Annotated in this window: 17 protein-coding genes and 1 riboswitch; of the genes, 9 read left to right on the plus strand and 8 right to left on the minus strand. The window is 62.3% G+C overall.

Going from position 1 to position 19,849, the window contains the following annotated elements; translation table 11 throughout:
- Positions 1–143 precede the first annotated feature (143 nt).
- The gene (gene ppk2, locus AC0L3L_RS01125) at positions 144–1,052 is read right to left on the minus strand and encodes a polyphosphate kinase 2 (protein WP_473526050.1); all 909 of its coding nucleotides are present in this window, start codon (positions 1,050–1,052) and stop codon (positions 144–146) included.
- A gap of 206 nt (positions 1,053–1,258) precedes the next feature.
- Here ppk2 and AC0L3L_RS01130 point away from each other — a divergent pair, with 206 nt between their 5' ends.
- From AC0L3L_RS01130 to AC0L3L_RS01140, 3 genes are all read left to right on the plus strand, one after another.
- A complete protein-coding gene (locus AC0L3L_RS01130) occupies positions 1,259–2,530 on the plus strand; it encodes a sensor histidine kinase (protein ID WP_473636231.1) in 1,272 nt (423 codons plus the stop codon).
- A 202-nt stretch (positions 2,531–2,732) separates the two neighbouring features.
- Complete coding sequence (gene phoU / locus AC0L3L_RS01135; protein ID WP_473483750.1) at positions 2,733–3,458, plus strand: phosphate signaling complex protein PhoU; 726 nt, start codon at positions 2,733–2,735, stop codon at positions 3,456–3,458.
- Between the two features lie 91 nt (positions 3,459–3,549).
- Positions 3,550–4,557: a magnesium and cobalt transport protein CorA gene (locus tag AC0L3L_RS01140; protein WP_473636232.1), complete on the plus strand. Its 1,008-nt coding sequence runs from the start codon at positions 3,550–3,552 to the stop codon at positions 4,555–4,557.
- Between the two features lie 62 nt (positions 4,558–4,619).
- Here the strand turns inward: AC0L3L_RS01140 and AC0L3L_RS01145 are convergent, their stop codons facing one another.
- Complete coding sequence (locus tag AC0L3L_RS01145; protein WP_095493542.1) at positions 4,620–5,138, minus strand: GcrA family cell cycle regulator; 519 nt, start codon at positions 5,136–5,138, stop codon at positions 4,620–4,622.
- 353 nt (positions 5,139–5,491) lie between these two features.
- Here AC0L3L_RS01145 and AC0L3L_RS01150 point away from each other — a divergent pair, with 353 nt between their 5' ends.
- The 3 genes from AC0L3L_RS01150 to AC0L3L_RS01160 all read left to right on the plus strand — a co-directional run bounded on the left by AC0L3L_RS01150 (position 5,492) and on the right by AC0L3L_RS01160 (position 8,748).
- A complete protein-coding gene (locus AC0L3L_RS01150) occupies positions 5,492–6,691 on the plus strand; it encodes an acetylornithine transaminase (RefSeq protein ID WP_473526047.1) in 1,200 nt (399 codons plus the stop codon).
- A 17-nt stretch (positions 6,692–6,708) separates the two neighbouring features.
- Positions 6,709–7,620: an ornithine carbamoyltransferase gene (argF, locus tag AC0L3L_RS01155; protein ID WP_123146572.1), complete on the plus strand. Its 912-nt coding sequence runs from the start codon at positions 6,709–6,711 to the stop codon at positions 7,618–7,620.
- A gap of 93 nt (positions 7,621–7,713) precedes the next feature.
- Positions 7,714–8,748 carry an Hsp33 family molecular chaperone gene (locus tag AC0L3L_RS01160; RefSeq protein WP_473636233.1) on the plus strand — a complete coding sequence of 345 codons (1,035 nt, stop codon included), beginning with the start codon at positions 7,714–7,716 and terminating at the stop codon, positions 8,746–8,748.
- Positions 8,749–8,909: 161 nt separating this feature from the next.
- On the opposite strand, the gene apaG is transcribed toward AC0L3L_RS01160, so the two are convergent.
- Positions 8,910–9,302, minus strand: a complete 393-nt coding sequence (gene apaG, locus AC0L3L_RS01165; RefSeq protein ID WP_065005838.1) for a Co2+/Mg2+ efflux protein ApaG — start codon at positions 9,300–9,302, stop codon at positions 8,910–8,912.
- A gap of 225 nt (positions 9,303–9,527) precedes the next feature.
- On the opposite strand from apaG, the gene AC0L3L_RS01170 reads away from it, so the two are divergent.
- Positions 9,528–10,682 (plus strand): ceramide glucosyltransferase, encoded by a 1,155-nt coding sequence (locus AC0L3L_RS01170; protein WP_473636234.1) that lies wholly within the window; start codon positions 9,528–9,530, stop codon positions 10,680–10,682.
- Positions 10,683–10,728: 46 nt separating this feature from the next.
- Here AC0L3L_RS01170 and AC0L3L_RS01175 read toward each other — a convergent pair whose 3' ends face one another.
- Positions 10,729–11,919: an O-succinylhomoserine sulfhydrylase gene (locus AC0L3L_RS01175; RefSeq protein ID WP_123146574.1), complete on the minus strand. Its 1,191-nt coding sequence runs from the start codon at positions 11,917–11,919 to the stop codon at positions 10,729–10,731.
- 74 nt (positions 11,920–11,993) lie between these two features.
- Positions 11,994–12,071, minus strand: a riboswitch (SAM riboswitch).
- Between the two features lie 124 nt (positions 12,072–12,195).
- Here AC0L3L_RS01175 and AC0L3L_RS01180 point away from each other — a divergent pair.
- Together AC0L3L_RS01180 and AC0L3L_RS01185 are read left to right on the plus strand one after the other, a co-directional pair.
- Positions 12,196–13,290: a 2'-deoxycytidine 5'-triphosphate deaminase gene (locus AC0L3L_RS01180; protein WP_473636235.1), complete on the plus strand. Its 1,095-nt coding sequence runs from the start codon at positions 12,196–12,198 to the stop codon at positions 13,288–13,290.
- 93 nt (positions 13,291–13,383) lie between these two features.
- Positions 13,384–14,157: an ABC transporter substrate-binding protein gene (locus AC0L3L_RS01185; protein WP_473636236.1), complete on the plus strand. Its 774-nt coding sequence runs from the start codon at positions 13,384–13,386 to the stop codon at positions 14,155–14,157.
- 191 nt (positions 14,158–14,348) lie between these two features.
- Here the strand turns inward: AC0L3L_RS01185 and araD1 are convergent, their stop codons facing one another.
- From araD1 to chvE, 4 genes are all read right to left on the minus strand, one after another.
- Complete coding sequence (araD1, locus tag AC0L3L_RS01190) at positions 14,349–15,341, minus strand: AraD1 family protein (protein WP_123146576.1); 993 nt, start codon at positions 15,339–15,341, stop codon at positions 14,349–14,351.
- A gap of 287 nt (positions 15,342–15,628) precedes the next feature.
- Positions 15,629–16,921: a multiple monosaccharide ABC transporter permease gene (gene mmsB, locus AC0L3L_RS01195; protein WP_123146578.1), complete on the minus strand. Its 1,293-nt coding sequence runs from the start codon at positions 16,919–16,921 to the stop codon at positions 15,629–15,631.
- Positions 16,918–18,450 (minus strand): multiple monosaccharide ABC transporter ATP-binding protein, encoded by a 1,533-nt coding sequence (gene mmsA, locus AC0L3L_RS01200; RefSeq protein WP_473483733.1) that lies wholly within the window; start codon positions 18,448–18,450, stop codon positions 16,918–16,920. The genes mmsB and mmsA overlap by 4 nt, the downstream gene beginning before the upstream one ends.
- 100 nt (positions 18,451–18,550) lie before the next feature.
- A complete protein-coding gene (gene chvE / locus AC0L3L_RS01205) occupies positions 18,551–19,615 on the minus strand; it encodes a multiple monosaccharide ABC transporter substrate-binding protein (RefSeq protein WP_473483731.1) in 1,065 nt (354 codons plus the stop codon).
- Between the last annotated feature and the right edge of the window lie 234 nt (positions 19,616–19,849).

Genomic DNA, 19,849 nt, shown 5'->3' on the forward strand with positions numbered 1-19,849 from the left:
GCTTTTTCAGCTGGTTTTGCTGTACTAACCCCGGCTGGGGGGGCTGCTGGGTTTTGCGGGGGGGGGGGATTTATATGTATTCGGGCATATTTACTGTAACATCTGCATTGGGGCCGCGGGTCCTTGGGGCGCGCGGCACTGCTTCAGGCCTGTATTCCCAGGAACGAAGGCCCTTCCCCGATGATCTTCTTGTCTTCCTTGCCGATGGCGTCGAGATCGCGGCCATCATAGGGAAGCGACAACAGGATGCGCCGGATGATGGCAAGTCGCGCGCGCCGCTTGTCGTTGGCACGCACGATGATCCAGGGCGCGAATTCCTCGTGCGTGCGTTCGAACATGACATCGCGCGCCTTGGTGTAGTCGTCCCATTTGGTGATGCCGGCAATGTCGATCGGCGAGAATTTCCAGCTCTTCAAAGGACTCCAGCGGCGATCGTGAAATCGCTCAAGCTGTGTTTCCCGACCGATGTTTAGCCAGAACTTGAAGAAATGGATGCCCTCGTTGCAGATCATCCGTTCAAAATACGGCGTCTCGTCCAGGAATTTCTCGTGCTGCTCCGGCGTGCAGAAGCTCATGACCGGCTCGACGCCGGCGCGATTATACCAGGAGCGGTCGAAGGTGACGAACTCGCCGGATGTCGGGAAGTGCGCGACATAGCGCTGAAAATACCATTGCCCGAGTTCGGTTGGGCTAGGCTTGGTCAGCGCTACGTTGCGCGCTGTCCTGGGGTTCATGTACTGGCGCAGCGCGAAGATCGTGCCGCCCTTGCCTGCGGCATCGCGTCCTTCGAACAGCGACATCACCCGCTTGCCCGTCGATTGCAGCCATGCCTGCGCCTTGACCAGCTCGATCTGCAGCCGCTCGAGCGTCTCGTCATACTCGTCGCTTTTCATTTTCTTGTCGTAGGGGTAGCCGCCGGCGCTCAGCTTGTTGTCTTCGACCCAGTCCGGAAGCTTTGGATCCTCGATGTCGAACTCGCGCTCCTTGCCGTCGATGCGGATCTTCAGCGGACCTGGAACGGGCGCGGCGGCATCTTCCTTGGGGTTTTTCATCGAGACGAACCTTTCCAGTTTCCGGACTCATGCTATTGGGAGCCTTACTGCATCGGCCTGAAAATCGGAATCGTTTTCGGAACGAACGATGCAGCAGATTAACAGTGGTAGGGCGTCCACTGTGCGTCCAATTGGACGCACGGCGCTCTAGGCCGGTCCAGCGGGAAGTTTGCACCCGGCCGGACCGGGTGGAGGAGTGCGCGCGAATGGCTGACATGGGCGGCACAGAACAGCGAAGCACGGCGCAACTGGTCGCCACTCGGTTGTGGAACAGCCGCTGGCTGCTGGCGGCCGGCATCGTCGCGGTCCTGACGGTCTATGGTTTCGCAGACATGACCGGCTACGTGGTGCTGCTGGCATGTGCCGTGCTGCTGTTTGCCGCCGCGATGCTGCCGGCCGGCGTTGCGCGCCAGCCCGCGGAGGATGCCGCGGCGATCGAGGCGGGCGGGCTACAACAGCTGTCGGGAGAATATCTGGCGGCCGCCGTTGCCGATCCGCTGATCATCTTCGATCGCACCGCCACGATCGTCCATGCCAACGCCGCCGCCTTCGCCGCCTTCGGTGGCATCGCACCGGGCATGTCGCTGTCGCTGAAATTCCGGGCGCCCGAGATGCAGGCCTTGCTGGACAGTATTTTATCGGGCGCCGCCGCTTCGGATGTCGTTGACTATACCGAAAAGCTGCCGGTCGAACGGGCCTACCGGGTGAGTGCGTCTTCGGTCGGTCACGGTACCGACTTCTATGTGCTGGTCTTCAAGGACCAGAGCGAGGCACGCCGCATCGACCGGATGCGGGCCGACTTCATCGCCAATGCCAGCCATGAATTGCGCACCCCGCTCGCCTCGATCTCCGGTTTCATCGAGACGCTGCGCGGCCCGGCCCGCAACGACCCGGCGGCGCGCGAGCAGTTCCTGCAGATCATGCAGAACCAGACCGGCCGCATGGCGCGCCTGATCGACGACCTGCTGTCGCTGTCGCGACTGGAAATGAAACCTTATCTGAAGCCGGGAACTGAGGTCGATCTCCGCCAGACCCTCGACAGCGTCATCGATTCGCTGGGGCCGCTTGCCAGGCAGAACGGTGTTGCCATAGAGCGGGATTTCGCGGAAGGGCCGCTCAATGTGCCGGGGGATCGCGATGAACTTTTCCAGGTTTTCGAGAATCTGCTGGAAAACGCCTGCAAATACGGACAGTCGGGTGGACGTGTCGTGGTGACGATTTCTCATAGCAACGACGGTCCCGAACCGGGCATCGACGTCACCATCCGGGACTTCGGTCCCGGCATTCCCGAGGAGCACATCCCGCGCATCACCGAACGCTTCTACCGCGTCGATGTCGAAAACAGCCGGACCCAGAAAGGCACCGGGCTTGGCCTGTCCATCGTCAAGCATATCCTGACGCGCCACAACGCCAGGCTCTCAATCAAGTCGGAGGTCGGCAAGGGCGCAGCTTTCACGGTGCATTTGCCGGCGCACTGACGCCTCACTACCTAAGAACGCGTCGGCCGAAAACCGGAAGATTTTAGGACAGCCGGATGCGTGGATAAGGGACTTAGGGCGTACTCTGTCTCCAAGTGGACGCACGTCGCTCTAACGGTTTCTTTTTTCTGTCATCCGGCTAGCGTATCAGCGGGGATTCGAGGAAACGACTCGGACCAGAAGACCCCGGGAAGGCATCTCTATGCAGTCCGTGCACATCGTCAGCGCCTATGACGAGGAGCTGAAATATCTGTCGAAGCGCATCGCCGCGATGGGCGGGCATGCCGAACGCATGGTCGAACAGGCGATCGCGGCCCTGGTCAACGCCGACCCCGGTCTTGCCCAGAAAGTCATCCGTGACGATGCCGTTCTGGACGAAGGGCAGCGCGAGATCGACGACAAGGCGATCATCATCATCGCCAAGCGCCAGCCGATGGCGACGGATTTGCGCGAGATCGTCGGCGCGATCCGCATCTCGGCGGACCTCGAACGGGTCGGCGACCTCGGCAAGAATGTCGCCAAGCGCGTGGTTGCCGTCATAGAAGGGCGCCAGCCGACCAGCCTGTTCCGCGGCATTGAGGCCTTGGCCGACCTGGCGTTGACGCAGCTCAAGGAAGTGCTCGACGTCTACGCGTCGCGCTCGGTGGAAAAGATCGGCTTGGTGCGTGATCGCGATGATCAGATCGACGCCGTGTACACCTCGCTGTTTCGCGAGTTGCTGACGTACATGATGGAAGATCCGCGCAACATCACGCCTTGCACGCACCTGCTGTTTTGCGCCAAGAATATCGAGCGGATCGGCGATCACGCCACCAATATCGCCGAGACGATCTACTACATCGTCACCGGCGACCAGATGCCGGCCGAGCGGCCGAAGGGCGACAAGACAGACAAGATTGTGCTTCCCGTAACGCTACCGGCGAAGTGAACGGCTGCCTCTCGAACCCATTGCTGATTTAGGCTAAGCTTTACCGAACGTTCCTGATCCTGACCCGAGGCCATGCCTCCAGGAGGTAGCGATGGAAACCGTTCGGAACCTGACGCCGGCCCCGCCGACAGCGGCCATCGTCGCTTCCAGCGTCTATACCGCCGGCCGGCGTGTCGCCGACATTCCGATCGAGGAAGCTGGCGAATGGGCCAAGAAGCCAGGCCATGTCGTCTGGATCGGCCTGCTCGAGCCGGACCGCAACCTGTTGCTTCGCGTCCAGGCGCAATTCCACCTGCACGATCTGGCGATCGAGGACGCCGAGCATCCGCATCAGCGGCCGAAGATCGAGCAATATGGCGATGCGTTGTTCATCGTTGCCCGCACGGCTCAACTGATCGACAGGCGCGTCACCTTCGGCGAGACGCATCTGTTCGTCGGCGCCGGCTACATCGTCAGCGTCAGGCACGGTCCCTCGACTTCTTATGCCGTCGTTCGCCAGCATTGGGAAAGCTGCCCGCATTCGCTAGCCAAGGGCGAGGATTTCGTCCTCTATGCCATTCTCGATTTCATCGTCGACAACTACATGCCGGTGCTCGAGCAGATCGAGGACGAGGTCGAGGCGATCGAGGACAGGGTCCTGCTGAAGCCGATGACCGGCTCCGACATAGAGCGGCTCTACATGCTGCGCCGCGATCTCTTGCGCCTGCGCAACGCCGCGCTGCCGCTGGTGGAAGTCTGCCGCCGGCTGACCAGCGCCGACCTGCCGCAGATCCATGCGGCCATGCACCCGCTGTTCCGCGACGTCACCGACCACATCCGCACCGTCCAGGAGAAGATCGACAGCTTGCGGGAGGTGCTCGCATTTGCCTTCGAGGCGAGCCTCCTGGTTGGCCAGAGCCAGGAAACGGCGATCACCAAGAAGCTCGCCTCATGGGCTGCAATCCTGGCGGTGCCGACGGCGCTCGCAGGCATCTACGGCATGAACTTCAACGACATGCCGGAACTTAGGATGGAATATGGCTACCCGGTCGTTCTGGGAGCGATTATTTTGGTCTGCTCGGTTCTCTACTGGCGCTTCCGCAAGAGCGGCTGGCTGTGAAGAAAGCGAATAGGGAATAGGGCAAGAAACGACTTGCGCCTTTCGCAAAGGCTATTCGCTATTCAGCGACTGCGCCGCCGCTCCGAAGCGGGCTGAAACGCAATGCGAGCGTGGTACTTGCAATAGGGTCCGGTTTCGGCCGCGTCGTTGCCGCAGAAATGGAACTCTTCCGAAAGCGGATCGCCATTCGGCCATTTGCATGTCCGCTCGGTCAACTCGACGAGTTGCAAATGCCGCGAGATCGGCACGACGACGTTCTCGACCGGACGGACGTAATGACGCGCCACCGGTACGGTGTCGAATTGCGCCTGCAGCGCGGTCGCGCCGATCGACGTGGTGATATGCCGCGCGGTGCTTGCCGCCCGCGACACCGATTTCTGGACGCTCGATCCTTGCACGCTCTTCTTCTGGCGTGCCGGCGTGGCGGTCGAGCGTCCGCGGCCCGACAGTTTCAGCCGATGCACCTTGCCGATGACGGCATTGCGGCTGACGCCCCCGAGCTGTGCGGCGATCTGGCTGGCGCTCAGTCCCTCCGACCACAATTTTCTAAGAAGTTCGACCCGCTCGTCAGTCCAATTCATGAGACCGCGCTCCTGCTGAAATGTGCGGCGATCGGAATCCTTCCACGATCCGGCTTCCGCCGGGCAGACACCACATATATCGGGTGATTAGGTCCGCCGCACGAAATCTAGTTATTTCTCGACTACAATTACCTTATGCGCTGACTCAGTGACAAGAGTCTGAGGGCCAACACGAATCAGTTTTTTCGGTTTTCCCCAACTTGCCCGGTCGCTGATGAGCCGGCGTCTCGCTGGAGAGCTTGCCGCGCGTCCTTGCGCGACCTTTTCGTTGACTTCATGGCCGAAAAACACGATAAGCCGCAAGGCCGCCGCTTTGGCGGCTTTTTGATTTTCCGGTTCCGGAGACGCATATAATGAGCGGTTCGGCGCTTTTCGAGACCTTTACCCGCGCACCCCTGGCCTTCGACCATGGGGAAGGCACTTGGCTGGTCACCGACAAGGGCGAGCGATATCTCGATTTTGGCGGCGGCGTCGCCGTGAATTCGCTGGGCCATAGCCATCCGCATCTGGTCTCGGCACTCACCGAGCAGGCGGCCAAGGTCTGGCATGTCTCCAACCTCTACGAGATTCCGGGGCAGAGCCGTCTGGGCGAGCGGCTGGTCGACGCCACCTTCGCCGACAAGGTGTTCTTCACCAATTCCGGCGCCGAGGCGCTGGAATGCGCCATCAAGACGGCGCGGCGCTATCACTTCGTCAAGGGCCATCCCGAGCGCTTTCGCATTATCAGCTTCGAAGGCGCCTTTCATGGCCGCACGCTGGCGACCATCGCCGCCGGCGGCCAGTATAAATACCTGGAAGGCTTCGGACCCAAGGTCGAAGGTTTCGACCAGGTCGGCTTCGACGACATCGACGCCGCCGAAAAGGCGATCACATCAGAGACCGCCGCGATACTGATCGAGCCGGTGCAGGGCGAGGGTGGCATCCGCCCGGTGCCCACGCAGTCGCTGAAGCGGCTGAGGCAGCTCTGCGAACAGCATGGCCTGCTCCTGATCTTCGATGAGGTCCAGTGCGGCATCGGCCGCACCGGAAAACTGTTCGCGCATGAATGGGCTGGCGTCACGCCCGACATCATGGCGGTTGCCAAGGGCATCGGCGGCGGCTTCCCGATGGGCGCCTGTCTCGCCACCGACGAGGCGGCCGTCGGGATGACCGCCGGCGTGCACGGCACGACTTTCGGCGGCAATCCGCTGGCGATGGCGGTCGGCAACGCCGTGCTCGACGTGGTGCTGGAAGACGGCTTCCTGGAGGAGGTCCAGCGCAAGGCGTTGCTGCTGAAGCAGGGGCTGGCGGGCGTCGCCGACGAGTTTCCTGACATCATCGAAGACATCAGGGGCACCGGCCTGATGCTCGGCCTGAAATGCGCCGCACCCAACACCAAGGTGAACATGGCGTTGCGCGACCAGCATCTGCTTGCGGTTCCGGCCGGCGACAACGTTCTTCGCCTGCTGCCGCCGCTCACCGTCACCGACGCCGAGATCCATGAGGCGCTCGACCGCATCCGTGCCGGTGCCCGGGGCCTGGCCGATGCCATCGCCGCGGCTGCCGCGAAGTAACAGTCGAAAGACCCCAAATGAGCCTTCGCCATTTCACTGATCTTTCCGCCGTTTCCGAGGGCGATCTGCGCTTCATGCTGGACGATGCCGTGGTGCGAAAGGCAAGGCTCAAGGCGGGCGAGCGGACAAAACCGCTCGAAGGCAAAGTGCTGGCGATGATCTTCGACAAACCGTCGACGCGCACGCGCGTGTCCTTCGACGTCGGCATGCGCCAGCTCGGCGGCGAGACCATCATGCTGACTGGCACCGAGATGCAGCTCGGCCGCTCCGAAACCATCGCCGACACGGCCAAGGTGCTGTCGCGCTATGTCGATGCGATCATGATCCGAACCACATCGCATGACCGGCTGCTGGAGCTGACCGAGAACGCCACCGTTCCCGTCATCAACGGGCTGACCGACGATACCCACCCCTGCCAACTGATGGCCGACATCATGACCTTCGAGGAGCATCGCGGTCCGGTCGCCGGCAAGACAATCGCCTGGACCGGCGACGGCAACAACGTGCTGCATTCCCTGCTGGAGGCCTCGGCGCGGTTCCGCTTCAACCTCAACGTCGCCGTGCCGGAAGGCAGCGAGCCGGCGCAGAAGCATGTCGATTGGTCGACGGCGCATGGTGGCAAGTTGCACTTCACCCGCTCGCCCGAGGAGGCGGTCCACGAGGCCGACTGCGTCGTCACCGACTGCTGGGTGTCGATGGGCCAGGAGCACCGTGCTCGCGGCCACAATGTCTTCTCACCCTACCAGGTCAATGCGGCGCTGATGGCGAAGGCAAAGCCGGACGCATTGTTCATGCACTGCCTGCCGGCGCATCGCGGCGAAGAGGTCACCGACGAAGTCATCGACGGGCCGCATTCGGTAGTGTTCGACGAGGCCGAGAACCGGCTCCACGCCCAGAAGGCGGTTTTGGCCTGGTGTCTGGGCGCTTGATCCGGGCCACCTTGATCCGGCACTGCGTGGTGCCTATCTCAGGCGCATCACGCAAATCGAGCGCGTTTCGACGCATGCGCCCCGGAGGGCGGCATGGCCGCGCCCTGGAGCTTTGTCATGTTGGAAACTCATCAATTGGCTGAACAACAACCCAAACTCGGCGAATTCGGCTACGCCGGCGACGATTATGTCGTGCCCTTCGAGGTCGGCCCGCTCGACGTGCGCGGCCGCACCGTCCAGCTCGGGCCGATGCTCGACGCGATCCTCAGCCGTCATGACTATCCCGAGCCGGTCGCTCGCCTGCTGGCGGAAGCCTGCGTGCTGACGGTGCTGCTCGGCACCTCGCTCAAGTTCGAAGGCAAGTTCATCCTGCAGACCCGCACGGACGGACCGGTCGATATGCTGGTGGCGGATTTTTCCACGCCGCATGCGCTACGCGCCTACGCGCGCTTCGACGCCGACCGGCTGGAGGCTCTGACGTCTGCCGGCGAAACTTCGCAGCAGACGCTGCTCGGCAGCGGTGTCCTGGCGCTGACGATCGACCAGGGCGCCCACACGCAGCGCTATCAGGGCATCGTCCAGCTCGACGGCGAGACGCTGGAGGAGGCCGCGCGCACCTATTTTCGGCAGTCGGAACAGATCCCGACCGATCTCAGGCTCACGGTGGCCAAGCTGTTGACGCCCGGCGTCGGCGGCGCCCGCGAGCAATGGCGTGCCGGTGGCATCCTGGCGCAGTTCCTGCCGCAATCGCCGGACCGCATGCGCGTGCCCGATCTTCCAGGCGGCGACGGCGATCCGCGCCAGGAGATCCACGATCCGGCCGACAATTCCTGGCAGGAACTGCTGGCGTTGCTTGGCACCATCGAGCCTACGGAACTGATCGACCCGACGATCGGCGCCGAGCGGCTGCTTTACCGGCTGTTCCACGAGCACGGCGTGCGCGTCTTCGGCGGCGTACCGGTTGCCGACCAGTGCTCATGCTCCAGGGAGAAGATCCGCGGCATTCTCGAAGGCTTCTCCGCCGACGAGATCAGGGACAGCAGCGAGGATGGCGGCATTCATGTCGCCTGCGAATTCTGTTCGAAGCAATATGACTTCGACCCGGCGGAGTTTGCCGCCGCGCAATAACGAGCGTCAGTGCTGCCTATCTGCCCGCTGGCATTCTTCCAATGGAAGTAGGAATCGCCAAATACCGAGTGCGGCGCCTTCGCAGAGTTTGGGTTCCTCGCCCCACGGAGTGGGGCACCCTCTCTCCTCCGCTTCGCGAGGGCGAGGAACCCAAGTGAGCGTCAATTGACGGTGCGCCGCGTGCCCGGCAGGTCGAGCGAAAAGGCGGGGATGGCGACATCGAACGTCTCGCCCCGCTTGTTGCGCATCGTGTAGTGGCCGACCATGATGCCGGATGGCGTTGAGAGCGGGCACCCAGACGTGTATTGATAACTGTCGCCGGGGTTGAGTTCGGGCTGGTCGCCGACAACGCCGGCGCCGCGCACTTCCTCGACCCGGCCGGTGCCGTCGGTGATGTGCCAATAGCGTGACAGAAGCTGCACGAATTCATCCGACTGGTTGTCGATGGTCACCTGGTAGCCCCAGACATAGCGGTTCTCCGACGGGTCGGAGCGATCTTCCAGATAGAACGGCCTGACCTGTACTTCGATGTTGCGCGTAACGGCGCTGTACATAGACTACTCCACAATATGTAGACGGAACTCTCGACGCTCTCCGCAGCTTGGTCAACGGGGTGCTTCCCGTCGCTGCCCGCCTGCTTTGCGCGCAGGTGCCGAAGAACAATGTCATTTAAGTGACACATGACAATGATGGTGTGCAGGGCCGGGCGACTCAGCATTCTGTCGAACTGTTGAAACGGCTTTCATGCGGCCGGTTTTTTCTGGAGTGACCAGATATCGATGGAATTGACAGTCACAGCCGCCTTGCTTTCCACAGCTCTGCTTCTTGTCAATCTCGCCAGCATCCTGCTCGCTTCGTTGAAGCTGAAGCGGCCTGGCAGGATCACGCCGGCAGCCGGCAAGGCGCCGCCGGTGTCGATCGTCGTGCCGTCGCGCGGCGTCGAACCGTTTGCCGAGGAAACGCTCGAGCGCGCCTTCTCTCTCGACTGGCCGCGCTATGAGCTCATCTTCTGCGTCGCCCATGCCGATGACCCGGTGGTCGGGCCGATCACCGACGCGATCGCCCGCTTTCCAGCCGTGCCGGCCCGGCTGCTCGTCGGCGACGACCGCATCAGCGGCAATCCGAAACTCAACAATTGCGTGAAGGGCTGGGAGGCCGCGCGCCACCGCTGGGTCATCCTTGCCGATTCCAACGTCCTGATGTCGAGGGACTATGTCCAGTATCTGATGGCGGCATGGCGGCCGGACACTGGCCTTGTCTGCTCGACGCCGATCGGCTCGCGGCCGGACGGGTTCTGGGCGGAGGTCGAATGCGCTTTCCTCAACACGCTGCAGGCGCGCTGGCAATATACCGGCGAGGCGCTCGGCCTCGGTTTCGCCCAGGGCAAGAGCATGTTGTGGAACAAGCCCATGCTCGACGCCAATGGCGGCATCCGTGCGCTTGCCGCCGAGATTGCCGAGGATGCCGCCGCGACCAAGCTGGTCAACGGGCTTGGACTGCGTGTCAATCTCGTCGCCTCGCCCTTCGAGCAGCCGCTCGGTTTGCGCACATTTGGCGAAATCTGGTCGCGTCAGGCCCGCTGGGCACGCCTGCGCCGCGTCACCTTCCCCCTGTTCTTCGCGCCCGAGATCCTGATCGGAGCGGCGCCACCGCTGGTGCTTGCGCTGGTTGCTGCAGCAGGCGCCGGCTTCAGCCTGTCGGCAACCGCCGTTGCCGTGCTGGTAGTCGCCTATCTCCCGGAATGCGCTCTCGCCTCGGCCAAGGGCTGGCACCTGTCGCTGCGCATGATCCCGGCGATGGTTGCGCGGGACGTGATGCTTCCCGCCATCTGGGTGCGCGGCTGGCTCAGCGGTGCCGTCGACTGGCGCGGCAACACGATGACCATCCACACCAGCGCCGGTGCGGAATTGGAAGAGACCCCGTCGGGCGCCTGACCGCGCTTGGCCTGACGATTCGAGCGAAGCTGTTCGGCGCGTATCCCTATCTGGCGGCTTTCAGTGCCTGCTCGATGTCTTCGAGCAGGTCGTCTGTGTCCTCCAGGCCGACGGACAGCCTGAGCGTGCCTGGCCCGATGCCGAGTTCGGCACGCGCCTCATCGCTCAGATTCTTGTGCGTCGTCGTCGCCGGATGGGTGATCAGGCTCTTGGCATCGCCGAGATTGTTAGAGATCAGCACGATATCGAGCGCGTTCTGGAAGGTGAAAGCCGCCTGTTTGCCGCCCTTGACGTCGAGGCAGATCAGCGTCGAGCCGCCCGACATCTGCTTCTTGACGACCGCCGCTTGCGGGTGATCGGCGCGGCCGGGATAGATGACGCGGGCGATCTCCGGCTGCTCGGCGAGGAAGTCCGCGATCCGGCCGGCACTTTCCGTCTGCTGGCGCACGCGCAGCGGCAGCGTTTCCAGGCCCTTCAGCAGCGTCCAGGCATTGAACGGCGACAGGCTGGGACCGGTGTGGCGGAAATAGTCGTGCAGGTTCTCGTCGATCCACTTCTTGTCCGACAGGATGACGCCGCCGAGACAGCGCCCCTGGCCGTCGATGTGCTTGGTCGCCGAATAGACGACGATATGGGCGCCGAGCTGCAACGGCTTCTGCTGTAAGGGCGTGGCAAAGACGTTGTCGACGATCAGCCGCGCTCCGATCGAATTGGCAAGTGAGGCGACGGCTGCGATGTCGACGACTTCCAGCGTCGGATTGGTCGGGCTTTCAAGGAAGAACAGCTTTGTGTTGGGCCTGACCGCCTTTTCCCAATTGGAGATTTCGGTGCCGTCGACCAGCGTCGCCTCGATGCCGTATTTCGGCGCCAGCGTTTCGACCACCCAGCGGCAGGAGCCGAACAGCGCGCGCGCCGCCACGATGTGGTCGCCGGCCTTGGCGCTGCACAGCAACGCCGCTGTGACCGCCGCCATGCCGGATGCGGTGGCGCGGGCATCTTCGGCACCTTCCAGCGCGCACATGCGCTTCTCGAACATGTCGACCGTCGGATTGGCATAGCGCGAATAGATGAAGCCCGGTTCCTCGCCCTTGAAGCGGGCTTCCGCCGCCTGCGCCGTGTCGTAGACATAGCCTTGCGTGAGATACATCGCCTCGGAGGTTTCGCCGAAGCCGGAACGCAGCGTTCCTGCATGCACGAGGGCGGTCTGAGGCTTCCAGTTGCGCTTGTTGCTCGTCATCACCTTGTTCCAAACACCAAAAATGGTCCAAACACAAAAAAACCGGCCGCGAAAGTCGCAACCGGTCCATACGGCCTTTCGGCCCGACGGTCCTTTAGCGACTTGTTTAACGTGGCTGCAAGCCGACCGGCCAAATCACCACGGGATAATGACCCTTTAGACCTGCACCGCGCTTGCGTCAATTGCCGGCATGATTAAGAGGTTGTACCAGCAGGTTCCGTGGCAAGGACCTGCAACAAAACGAGACCTCGCCCGGCCTTCGAGCGGAGCCAGACTTTGCGGCAGACAGGCATTCTTCCCGATCAGGACATTTCCGCGCTGTTCCAGTCGGGCGCTCTGAAATCGCCGCGCGCGCTTGATGCCGACCAGGTCCAGCCGGCCAGCCTCGACCTCAGGCTTGGCGACAAGGCCTGGCGGGTGCGCGCCTCCTTCCTTCCCGGCCCCAACCACAGGGTTGCTGAAAAACTCGACCGTCTGAAGCTGCACGAAATCAATCTCGCTGATGGTGCGGTGCTGGAGACGGGCTGCGTCTATATCGTGCCGCTGCTCGAGAGCCTGGCGCTTCCGGCAAGCATTTCCGCCTCCGCCAACCCGAAGAGCTCGACCGGACGGCTCGACATCTTCACCCGCGTGATGACCGATCGTGGCCACGAGTTCGACAAGATCGCTGCCGGCTACAACGGCCCGCTCTATCTGGAAGTCAGCCCGCGCACCTTTCCGATCGTTGTCCGCGCCGGCTCGCGGCTGTCTCAGATCAGGTTCCGCACCGGCAATGCGCTTTTGTCGGAAAGCGAGCTGCACGAATTGCACCGTGCCGAGACGCTCGTCGCCACCGAGCCACCGAATATTTCCGGCGGCGGTATTGCGCTGTCGATCGACCTCGATGGCGACAAGGACGGGCTGGTCGGCTACCGCGGCAAGCACCACACCGGCCTGGTCGATGTCGACAAGCGCGCGGCACAGGATGTCGTCGATTTCTGGGATCCGCTCTACAAGAGCGGCGCCGGCGAACTGGTGCTCGATCCGGACGAATTTTATATCCTCGTCAGCCAGGAAGCGGTGCATGTGCCGCCGCTCTACGCCGCCGAGATGACGCCCTTCGATCCGCTGGTTGGCGAATTCCGTGTTCACTATGCCGGTTTCTTCGATCCGGGCTTCGGCCATTCGGCGGCCGGCGGCACCGGCAGCAGGGCGGTGCTCGAAGTGCGCAGCCACGAAGTGCCGTTCATCCTCGACCACGGCCAGATCGTCGGGCGGCTGGTTTACGAGCACATGCTGAAGCGGCCGCAGGCGCTCTACGGCACTGATCTCGGCTCGCACTACCAGGCACAGGGCCTGAAACTGTCCAAGCATTTCCGCGTCGCACGCTGATCGCCGATTAAATCAGACTGTGCTTGCCTGACCTTGTAGGCCGTGCTTGGTTGTGCCCAACCGTCAAGGTGGTTGGAACCAAGGGAACAAGAAATGCAGATTTCAAGATGGATCGCATCGGCAGCAGCAGCTGCCATGCTGGTGATGGCTGCCGGGTCCATGTCGGCGCAAGCACAGGAAAAGTTGAAGATCGCCACCGAAGGCGCTTATCCGCCGTTCAACACCATCACCGCGGATGGCAAGCTCGTCGGCTTCGACATCGACATTGCCAATGCGCTTTGCGCTCAGATGAAGGTCGAATGCGAACTTGTCACGCAGGACTGGGACGGCATGATCCCAGCGCTCCAGGCCAGAAAATTCGACGCCATCATCGCGTCCATGAGCATCACCGAGGAGCGCAAGAAGCAGGTCTCCTTCACCAACAAATACTATACGACGCCGCTTTCGCTGGTGGCCCTGAAGGACAGCGATATTGCCTCGACCGAACCCGCAGCACTCGCCGGCAAGACAGTCGGCGCGCAGGCTTCGACCACCCAGGCCGACTATGCCCAGGATGTCTATAGCAAGGCAGGCGCCGAGGCGAAGCTCTACCCGACCCAGGAGGAGGCGGTCGCCGACCTGATGAACGGCCGGCTTGATGCCGTCCTTTCAGACAAATTCGTGCTGATGGACTGGATGAAGAAGTCGAGCGACGGCTGCTGCAAGATGGTCGGCGACGTCAAGGGCACTGAGACCGAAGCCGGTATAGCCGTGCGCAAGGAAGACAATGCGCTGCGCGAAAAGCTCAACGCCGCGATCGATGCGATCGTCGCAGACGGCACCTACAAGAAGATCCAGGCCAAATATTTCGATTTCGATATCTATTGAGAGGTTGAAGCTGCCAATCTCCCCCCTCATCGGGGAGATGCCCGGCAGGGCAGGAGGGGGGCGCGAAGGATCACCAACTTCGCACCCTGCGACCAGCTGCGGCAACCTGCAGGCATTTGGCGGGACAGCGCCCCCTCTGGCTTGCCGGCCATCTCCCCCACAAGGGGAGAGATCACGCCGTCATTGACCGTTCAAAGCGCCTTCACGGCGACCTTCACCGGCTGCTCGATTTCAAGCGGGTTGCGTAGCGGCAGGCCGAAATCCTTGGCCTCGATCTCGAACACGTCGCCGGCCTCGGTCCTGACGCCGTCGGCGAAGGACAGCGTTGCCGTGCCGAACATGTGCACATGCACGTCGCCCGGCTGGCGGAAGGCCGAATATTTGAAGTGGTGATGTTCGAGATTGGCGATGGTATGCGACATGTTCGCCTCGCCCGACAGGAATGGCTTTTCCCACAGCAGCTTGCCGTCGCGGACGATGCGCGAGGTACCCCTGACGTCGGACGGCAGTTCGCCGATCAGGATCTCCGGCCCGAACGAAGCGTTGCGCAGCTTGGAATGCGCGAGGAAAAGATAGTTCACGCGCTCGGTGACATGGTCGGAAAACTCGTTTGACAGCGTGAAGCCGACGCGGAAAGGGGCGCCGTCGTCGCCGATGACATAGATGCCGGCGACTTCCGGCTCCTCGCCGGCATCCTCGGCGAAGGCGGGCGACAGAAGTGCCGCACCGGGCGCCACCGCCATGGTGCCGTTGCCCTTGTAGAACCATTCCGGCTGCACGCCCGTCTGGCCCTTGGCCGGCTTGCCACCTTCCAGCCCCATGCGGAACATCTTCATGGAATCGGTGAGCTGCTCCTCGCCGTCGGTGCTGAGCTTCTTGTGCATGGAATCGCGGGTCGCGGCGGAGCCGAGATGTGTCAGCCCGGTGCCGGTGAGGTGGAGATGCGCCGGGTCGGGATGGTTGATTGGTGACAACAGCCGCCCCTTCTTGTAGGCGGCATCGAGGTCGACCGCTTCACCGAAGCCCTTGCGCTCGATGAGGGCGACAAGTCCGGTGCCTGTGCGCGCGGCCTCCATCGCCAGCGAATAGACGCTGCGGGCGCCGTTGATGATTCGGGTCTTGCCGCCGTTGCGGGCAACGACGCGGATGGTCTCTGCGTCGTCGAGGATCTGGGAGATCAGCATGATGTACCCTCTCTCAATTGCCTTTGGCCTGGCTGCCGGGTTGGCAAACCTTGACCAGCGCGGCTCGGATAGTATCCGCGCCACTGGTGAACTGTTCGTCCGGATTGCGCTCGCGGGCCCGGTCCCTGAGGGACTTCTTTGCGCCGCCCGGCAGCGCCGCGATGTGACCCGTGCCTCCTAAACGCGCGCCGCGTTTGAAAGGCGGCCCGCTTTAATCCTTGTTTTTATGCATGTCGTTGTCCCAACACGCTGCACACGTTTGGCGACCTGCATGAGTTCCCTCGCCCTCAAGCCTTGTTCTTGTTGTAGACGTCGAAGACCACGGCGCCGAGCAGCACCAGGCCTTTGACCACCTGTTGCCAATCGACATTGACGCCCATGATCGACATGCCGTTGTTCATGACGCCCATGATGAAACCGCCGACCACCGCGCCAATAACCTGACCGACGCCGCCCATCGCCGAAGCGCCGCCGATGAACACAGCGGCGATGACGTCGAGCTCGCTGCCGAGGCCGGCCGCCGGCACCGCCTGGCCAAGGCGCGCCGCAATGATCAGCCCGCCGAGCGCCGAGAGCACGCCCATATTGATGAACACCATCAGGGTCAGCCGCTCGGTCTTGATACCCGATAGCTGCGCCGCCTTGGCATTGCCGCCCATTGCGTAGATACGGCGGCCGACCGTCATGCGTTTGGTGACGAAGACGAACAGCGCGATCAGCACGCCCATCACTACGAGAACGATTGGCAGACCTCTGTAGGTGGCGAATTGGTAGACCAGAAACAGCGCCAGAGCGCTGGTCACCAGGGTCTTGACGACGAACAGCGTGAAGGGTTCGGCTTGGTAGCCATGCCGCTCGCGGCTGCGCCGTGCCCTGAGTCCGAAATAGGCATAGGCGAGCACGGCAACGAGGCCGATCACGATCGTCGTCATGTGCAGCGTCAGCCCGCTGCCGACGATGGTCTTGCCGGCAGCGTTCACGACCGGCGGGATCAGCGTCAACGAGCCGATCACGTCCGGAATGAAGCCGGAACTGAGCGCCTTGAAGCCGGCTGGGAGCGGCCCCACGGAAGACCCGCCACCCAGCAGCGCCTGGCAGATGCCGCGGAAGATCAGCATCCCCGCCAGCGTGACGATGAAGCTCGGTATTCGGTGATAGGCGATCCAGTAGCCTTGTCCCGCGCCGATCGCGCCGCCGATGATCAGGCAGATGATCGACACCACCAGCGGATTGCTGAAAGGGCCGAGAGGCCAGATGACCATCATCATCGCCGCCAGCGCGCCGATGAAACCGGCGACGGACCCGACGCTGAGATCGATATGGCCGGAGACGATCACCAGCAGCATGCCCAGCGCCATCACGATGATGAAGCTGTTCTGCTGCACCAGGTTACTCAAGTTCACCGGCTTGAACAGCGTTCCGGACGTCGTGTACTGGAAGAATACCATGATGGCGATAAGCGCCAGGATCAGGCCGTATTCGCGCAGGTTGGTGACCAGCGCCGAGACGGCAACGCGCGGACCCTGCTGCACATCTTCGGCGACGCCGCTTTTCGGGACGGGAGCGCTTTCGGTGCTCATGATGCTTTTCCTTCTCCGCGAACGATGGCGCGCATGATCTTTTCCTGGCTGGCATCGCTCGCCGCCATTTCGCCGACGATACGTCCTTCGTTCATGACATAGATGCGGTCGGTGATGCCGAGCAGTTCGGGCATCTCCGACGAGATGACGATGATCGCCTTACCCTCCGAGGCGAGACGCGCGATGATCGTGTAGATTTCATACTTGGCGCCAACGTCGATGCCGCGCGTCGGCTCGTCGAGGATCAGCACCTCCGGATTGGCGAACAGCCACTTCGACAGCACCACCTTCTGTTGATTGCCGCCCGATAGATTGCCGGTCATCTGATAAACGCTGGACGAGCGGATGTTGGTTTTGGCCTTGTAGTCGTTGGCGACGGCGAGCTCGCGCATGTCGTCGATCACGCTATGGCGCGACACGCCGGGAAGATTGGCCAGCGTGATGTTGTGCTTGATGTGATCGATCAGGTTGAGACCGTAGGTCTTGCGGTCCTCGGTGACGTAAGCAATGCCGTGTTCCACTGCCTTGCTGACAGAGGAGACATCGATGGGCTTGCCCTTGAGCAGCACCTCCCCCGTGATGCGGCGGCCATAGGAGCTGCCGAACAGGCTCATCGCGAATTCGGTGCGTCCGGCGCCCATCAGCCCGGCGATACCCACCACCTCGCCCTTGCGGACGTCGATGTCGATGCCCTTGATCACTTGCCGCTCGGCATGGATCGGGTGATAGACCGACCAGTTCCTCACCTGGAGCACGATCTCACCGATCTCGGGCTCGCGCGACGGATAACGGTCGTCTAGCGAGCGGCCGACCATCGAGGTGATGATGCGGTCTTCCGAAATGTCTTTCTTAGGCAGCGTCTCGATGGTCCGCCCGTCGCGGATGATCGTGACCTTGTCGGCGACCCGGTTGATCTCGTTGAGCTTGTGCGAGATCAGGATCGAGGTGATGCCCTGCCGCTTGAATTCGAGCAGCAGGTCGAGCAGCGCCTGGCTGTCCTTTTCGGACAGGCTCGCCGTCGGTTCGTCGAGGATCAGCAGCTGCACTTCCTTGCTGAGCGCCTTGGCGATCTCGACCAATTGCTGCTTGCCGACACCGATATTGGTAATCAGCGTCTTGGGGTCTTCCTTAAGGCCCACCTTCTTGAGCAGAGCGCTGGTGCGCGTCTCGTTGGCGTTCCAGTCGATGACACCGTATCTGGCGTGCTCGTTGCCGAGAAAGATGTTTTCGGCGATCGACAGCATCGGAACCAGCGCGAGTTCCTGGTGGATGATGACGATGCCGCGGCGCTCGCTGTCGTGGATGCCCTTGAAATGGCACTCATCGCCGCGATAGATGATTTCGCCGTCATAAGTGCCGGATGGATACACGCCCGACAGCACCTTCATCAGCGTCGACTTGCCGGCGCCGTTCTCGCCGACAACGGCGTGGATCTCGCCTTCCTCGACGCTGAGGTTGACATTCGACAGCGCCTTGACGCCGGGAAACGTCTTGGTGATGTCACGCATCTCCAAAATCGTCGAGGCCATCAGGAATACCACTCCTCCGAGGTCCGGAAACAATACCGGTGTCGCTCGCTAACGAAAAGGGGTCCTGCGCTGCGCAGGACCCCGGTTTTTACAACTGCGGTTACTTCAGCTCTTCGGCCTTGATGTAGCCGGAATCGACCACCAGCGCCTGGTAGTTCGACTTGTCGACCTCATGCGGCGTCAGCAGGATCGAGGGGACGACCTTGACGTCGTTGTTGTAGGTCGTGGTGTCGAGGCCTTCCGGCTTGCCGCCCGAGAGCACCTTGTCGACGAGTTCGACCGTCGCCTTGGCGAGTTCGCGGGTGTCCTTGAACACCGTCGAGTACTGCTCGCCGGCGATGATCGCCTTGACCGAAGCGGTTTCGGCGTCCTGGCCGGTGACGATTGGCCAGGGCTGATCGGCCGTGCCGTAACCGACGGCGCGCAGCGAGGCGATGATACCGCGCGACAGACCGTCATACGGCGAGAGCACGCCATCGACGCGGCTGCCATCCGAGTAGTTGGCGGAGAGCAGATTGTCCATGCGGGCCTGGGCGGTCGCTGCCAGCCAGCGGAGCGTGCCGACCTTGTCCATGCCCATCTGGCCGGACTTCACCACGAGGGTCTTGTCGTCGATCAGCGGCTGCAGAACGGACATCGCGCCGTCGTAGAAGAAGAAGGCATTGTTGTCGTCCGGCGAACCGCCGAACAGCTCGATGTTGAATGGACCCTTGTTTTCGGGATAGCCGAGGCCCTTGAGCAGCGATTTCGCCTGGATGACGCCGACGCCGAAATTGTCGAACGTGGTGTAGTAGTCGACATTCGCGGTCTTCTTGATCAGCCGGTCATAGGCGACGACGACGACACCGGCGTCAGCCGCCTTCTGCAGGGCGTCCGACATCGTGGTGCCGTCGATCGAGGCGATGATCAGTGCCTTCGGGCCTTTGGTGATTTCGTTTTCCAACTGGCTGAGCTGATTGGGGATATCGTCCTGCGCATATTGCAGGTCGACAGTGTAGCCCAGAGCCTCGAGCTGGGACTTGACGGCGTCGCCGTCGTTGATCCAGCGCTGCGAGGTCTTGGTCGGCATCAGCACGCCGATGAGGCCTTCGCCTGCCTGCGCCGGGACCGTCATGGCCGCGATGCTAAGGGCCGCGACGGCGGCCAGTGTCTTGATGATCTTCACATTAACTCTCCCTGGTTGATGGACGCGCACCCTGGGTTTCGTGGGCCGCGCGATCGCGCAGGAGCGCCAAACGCGCCGCTGCCGTCATATCGATCTCCGGTATCCTCCCAATCGGCCCTGAGACTCTGGTTCCAGTCGATGCGATTTTTCTCGCTGGCGACGGTCAAGCCTCAGGACGCGCCAAGGGTGTGGCTCTTTGCCATAACTGTCAAATGCGATCTTTGGTGGTTGCTA

This window comes from Mesorhizobium sp. WSM4849 (assembly GCF_055811385.1).

Excerpts from the sequence above, each read along its gene's own strand:
- ppk2 (WP_473526050.1), bottom strand. The coding sequence starts at position 1,052 with ATGAAAAACCCCAAGGAAGATGCCGCCGCGCCCGTTCCAGGTCCGCTG.
- AC0L3L_RS01130 (WP_473636231.1), top strand. The coding sequence starts at position 1,259 with ATGGCTGACATGGGCGGCACAGAACAGCGAAGCACGGCGCAACTGGTC.
- phoU (WP_473483750.1), top strand. The coding sequence starts at position 2,733 with ATGCAGTCCGTGCACATCGTCAGCGCCTATGACGAGGAGCTGAAATAT.
- AC0L3L_RS01140 (WP_473636232.1), top strand. The coding sequence starts at position 3,550 with ATGGAAACCGTTCGGAACCTGACGCCGGCCCCGCCGACAGCGGCCATC.
- AC0L3L_RS01145 (WP_095493542.1), bottom strand. The coding sequence starts at position 5,138 with ATGAATTGGACTGACGAGCGGGTCGAACTTCTTAGAAAATTGTGGTCG.
- AC0L3L_RS01150 (WP_473526047.1), top strand. The coding sequence starts at position 5,492 with ATGAGCGGTTCGGCGCTTTTCGAGACCTTTACCCGCGCACCCCTGGCC.
- argF (WP_123146572.1), top strand. The coding sequence starts at position 6,709 with ATGAGCCTTCGCCATTTCACTGATCTTTCCGCCGTTTCCGAGGGCGAT.
- AC0L3L_RS01160 (WP_473636233.1), top strand. The coding sequence starts at position 7,714 with ATGGCCGCGCCCTGGAGCTTTGTCATGTTGGAAACTCATCAATTGGCT.
- apaG (WP_065005838.1), bottom strand. The coding sequence starts at position 9,302 with ATGTACAGCGCCGTTACGCGCAACATCGAAGTACAGGTCAGGCCGTTC.
- AC0L3L_RS01170 (WP_473636234.1), top strand. The coding sequence starts at position 9,528 with ATGGAATTGACAGTCACAGCCGCCTTGCTTTCCACAGCTCTGCTTCTT.
- AC0L3L_RS01175 (WP_123146574.1), bottom strand. The coding sequence starts at position 11,919 with ATGACGAGCAACAAGCGCAACTGGAAGCCTCAGACCGCCCTCGTGCAT.
- AC0L3L_RS01185 (WP_473636236.1), top strand. The coding sequence starts at position 13,384 with ATGCAGATTTCAAGATGGATCGCATCGGCAGCAGCAGCTGCCATGCTG.
- araD1 (WP_123146576.1), bottom strand. The coding sequence starts at position 15,341 with ATGCTGATCTCCCAGATCCTCGACGACGCAGAGACCATCCGCGTCGTT.
- mmsB (WP_123146578.1), bottom strand. The coding sequence starts at position 16,921 with ATGAGCACCGAAAGCGCTCCCGTCCCGAAAAGCGGCGTCGCCGAAGAT.
- mmsA (WP_473483733.1), bottom strand. The coding sequence starts at position 18,450 with ATGGCCTCGACGATTTTGGAGATGCGTGACATCACCAAGACGTTTCCC.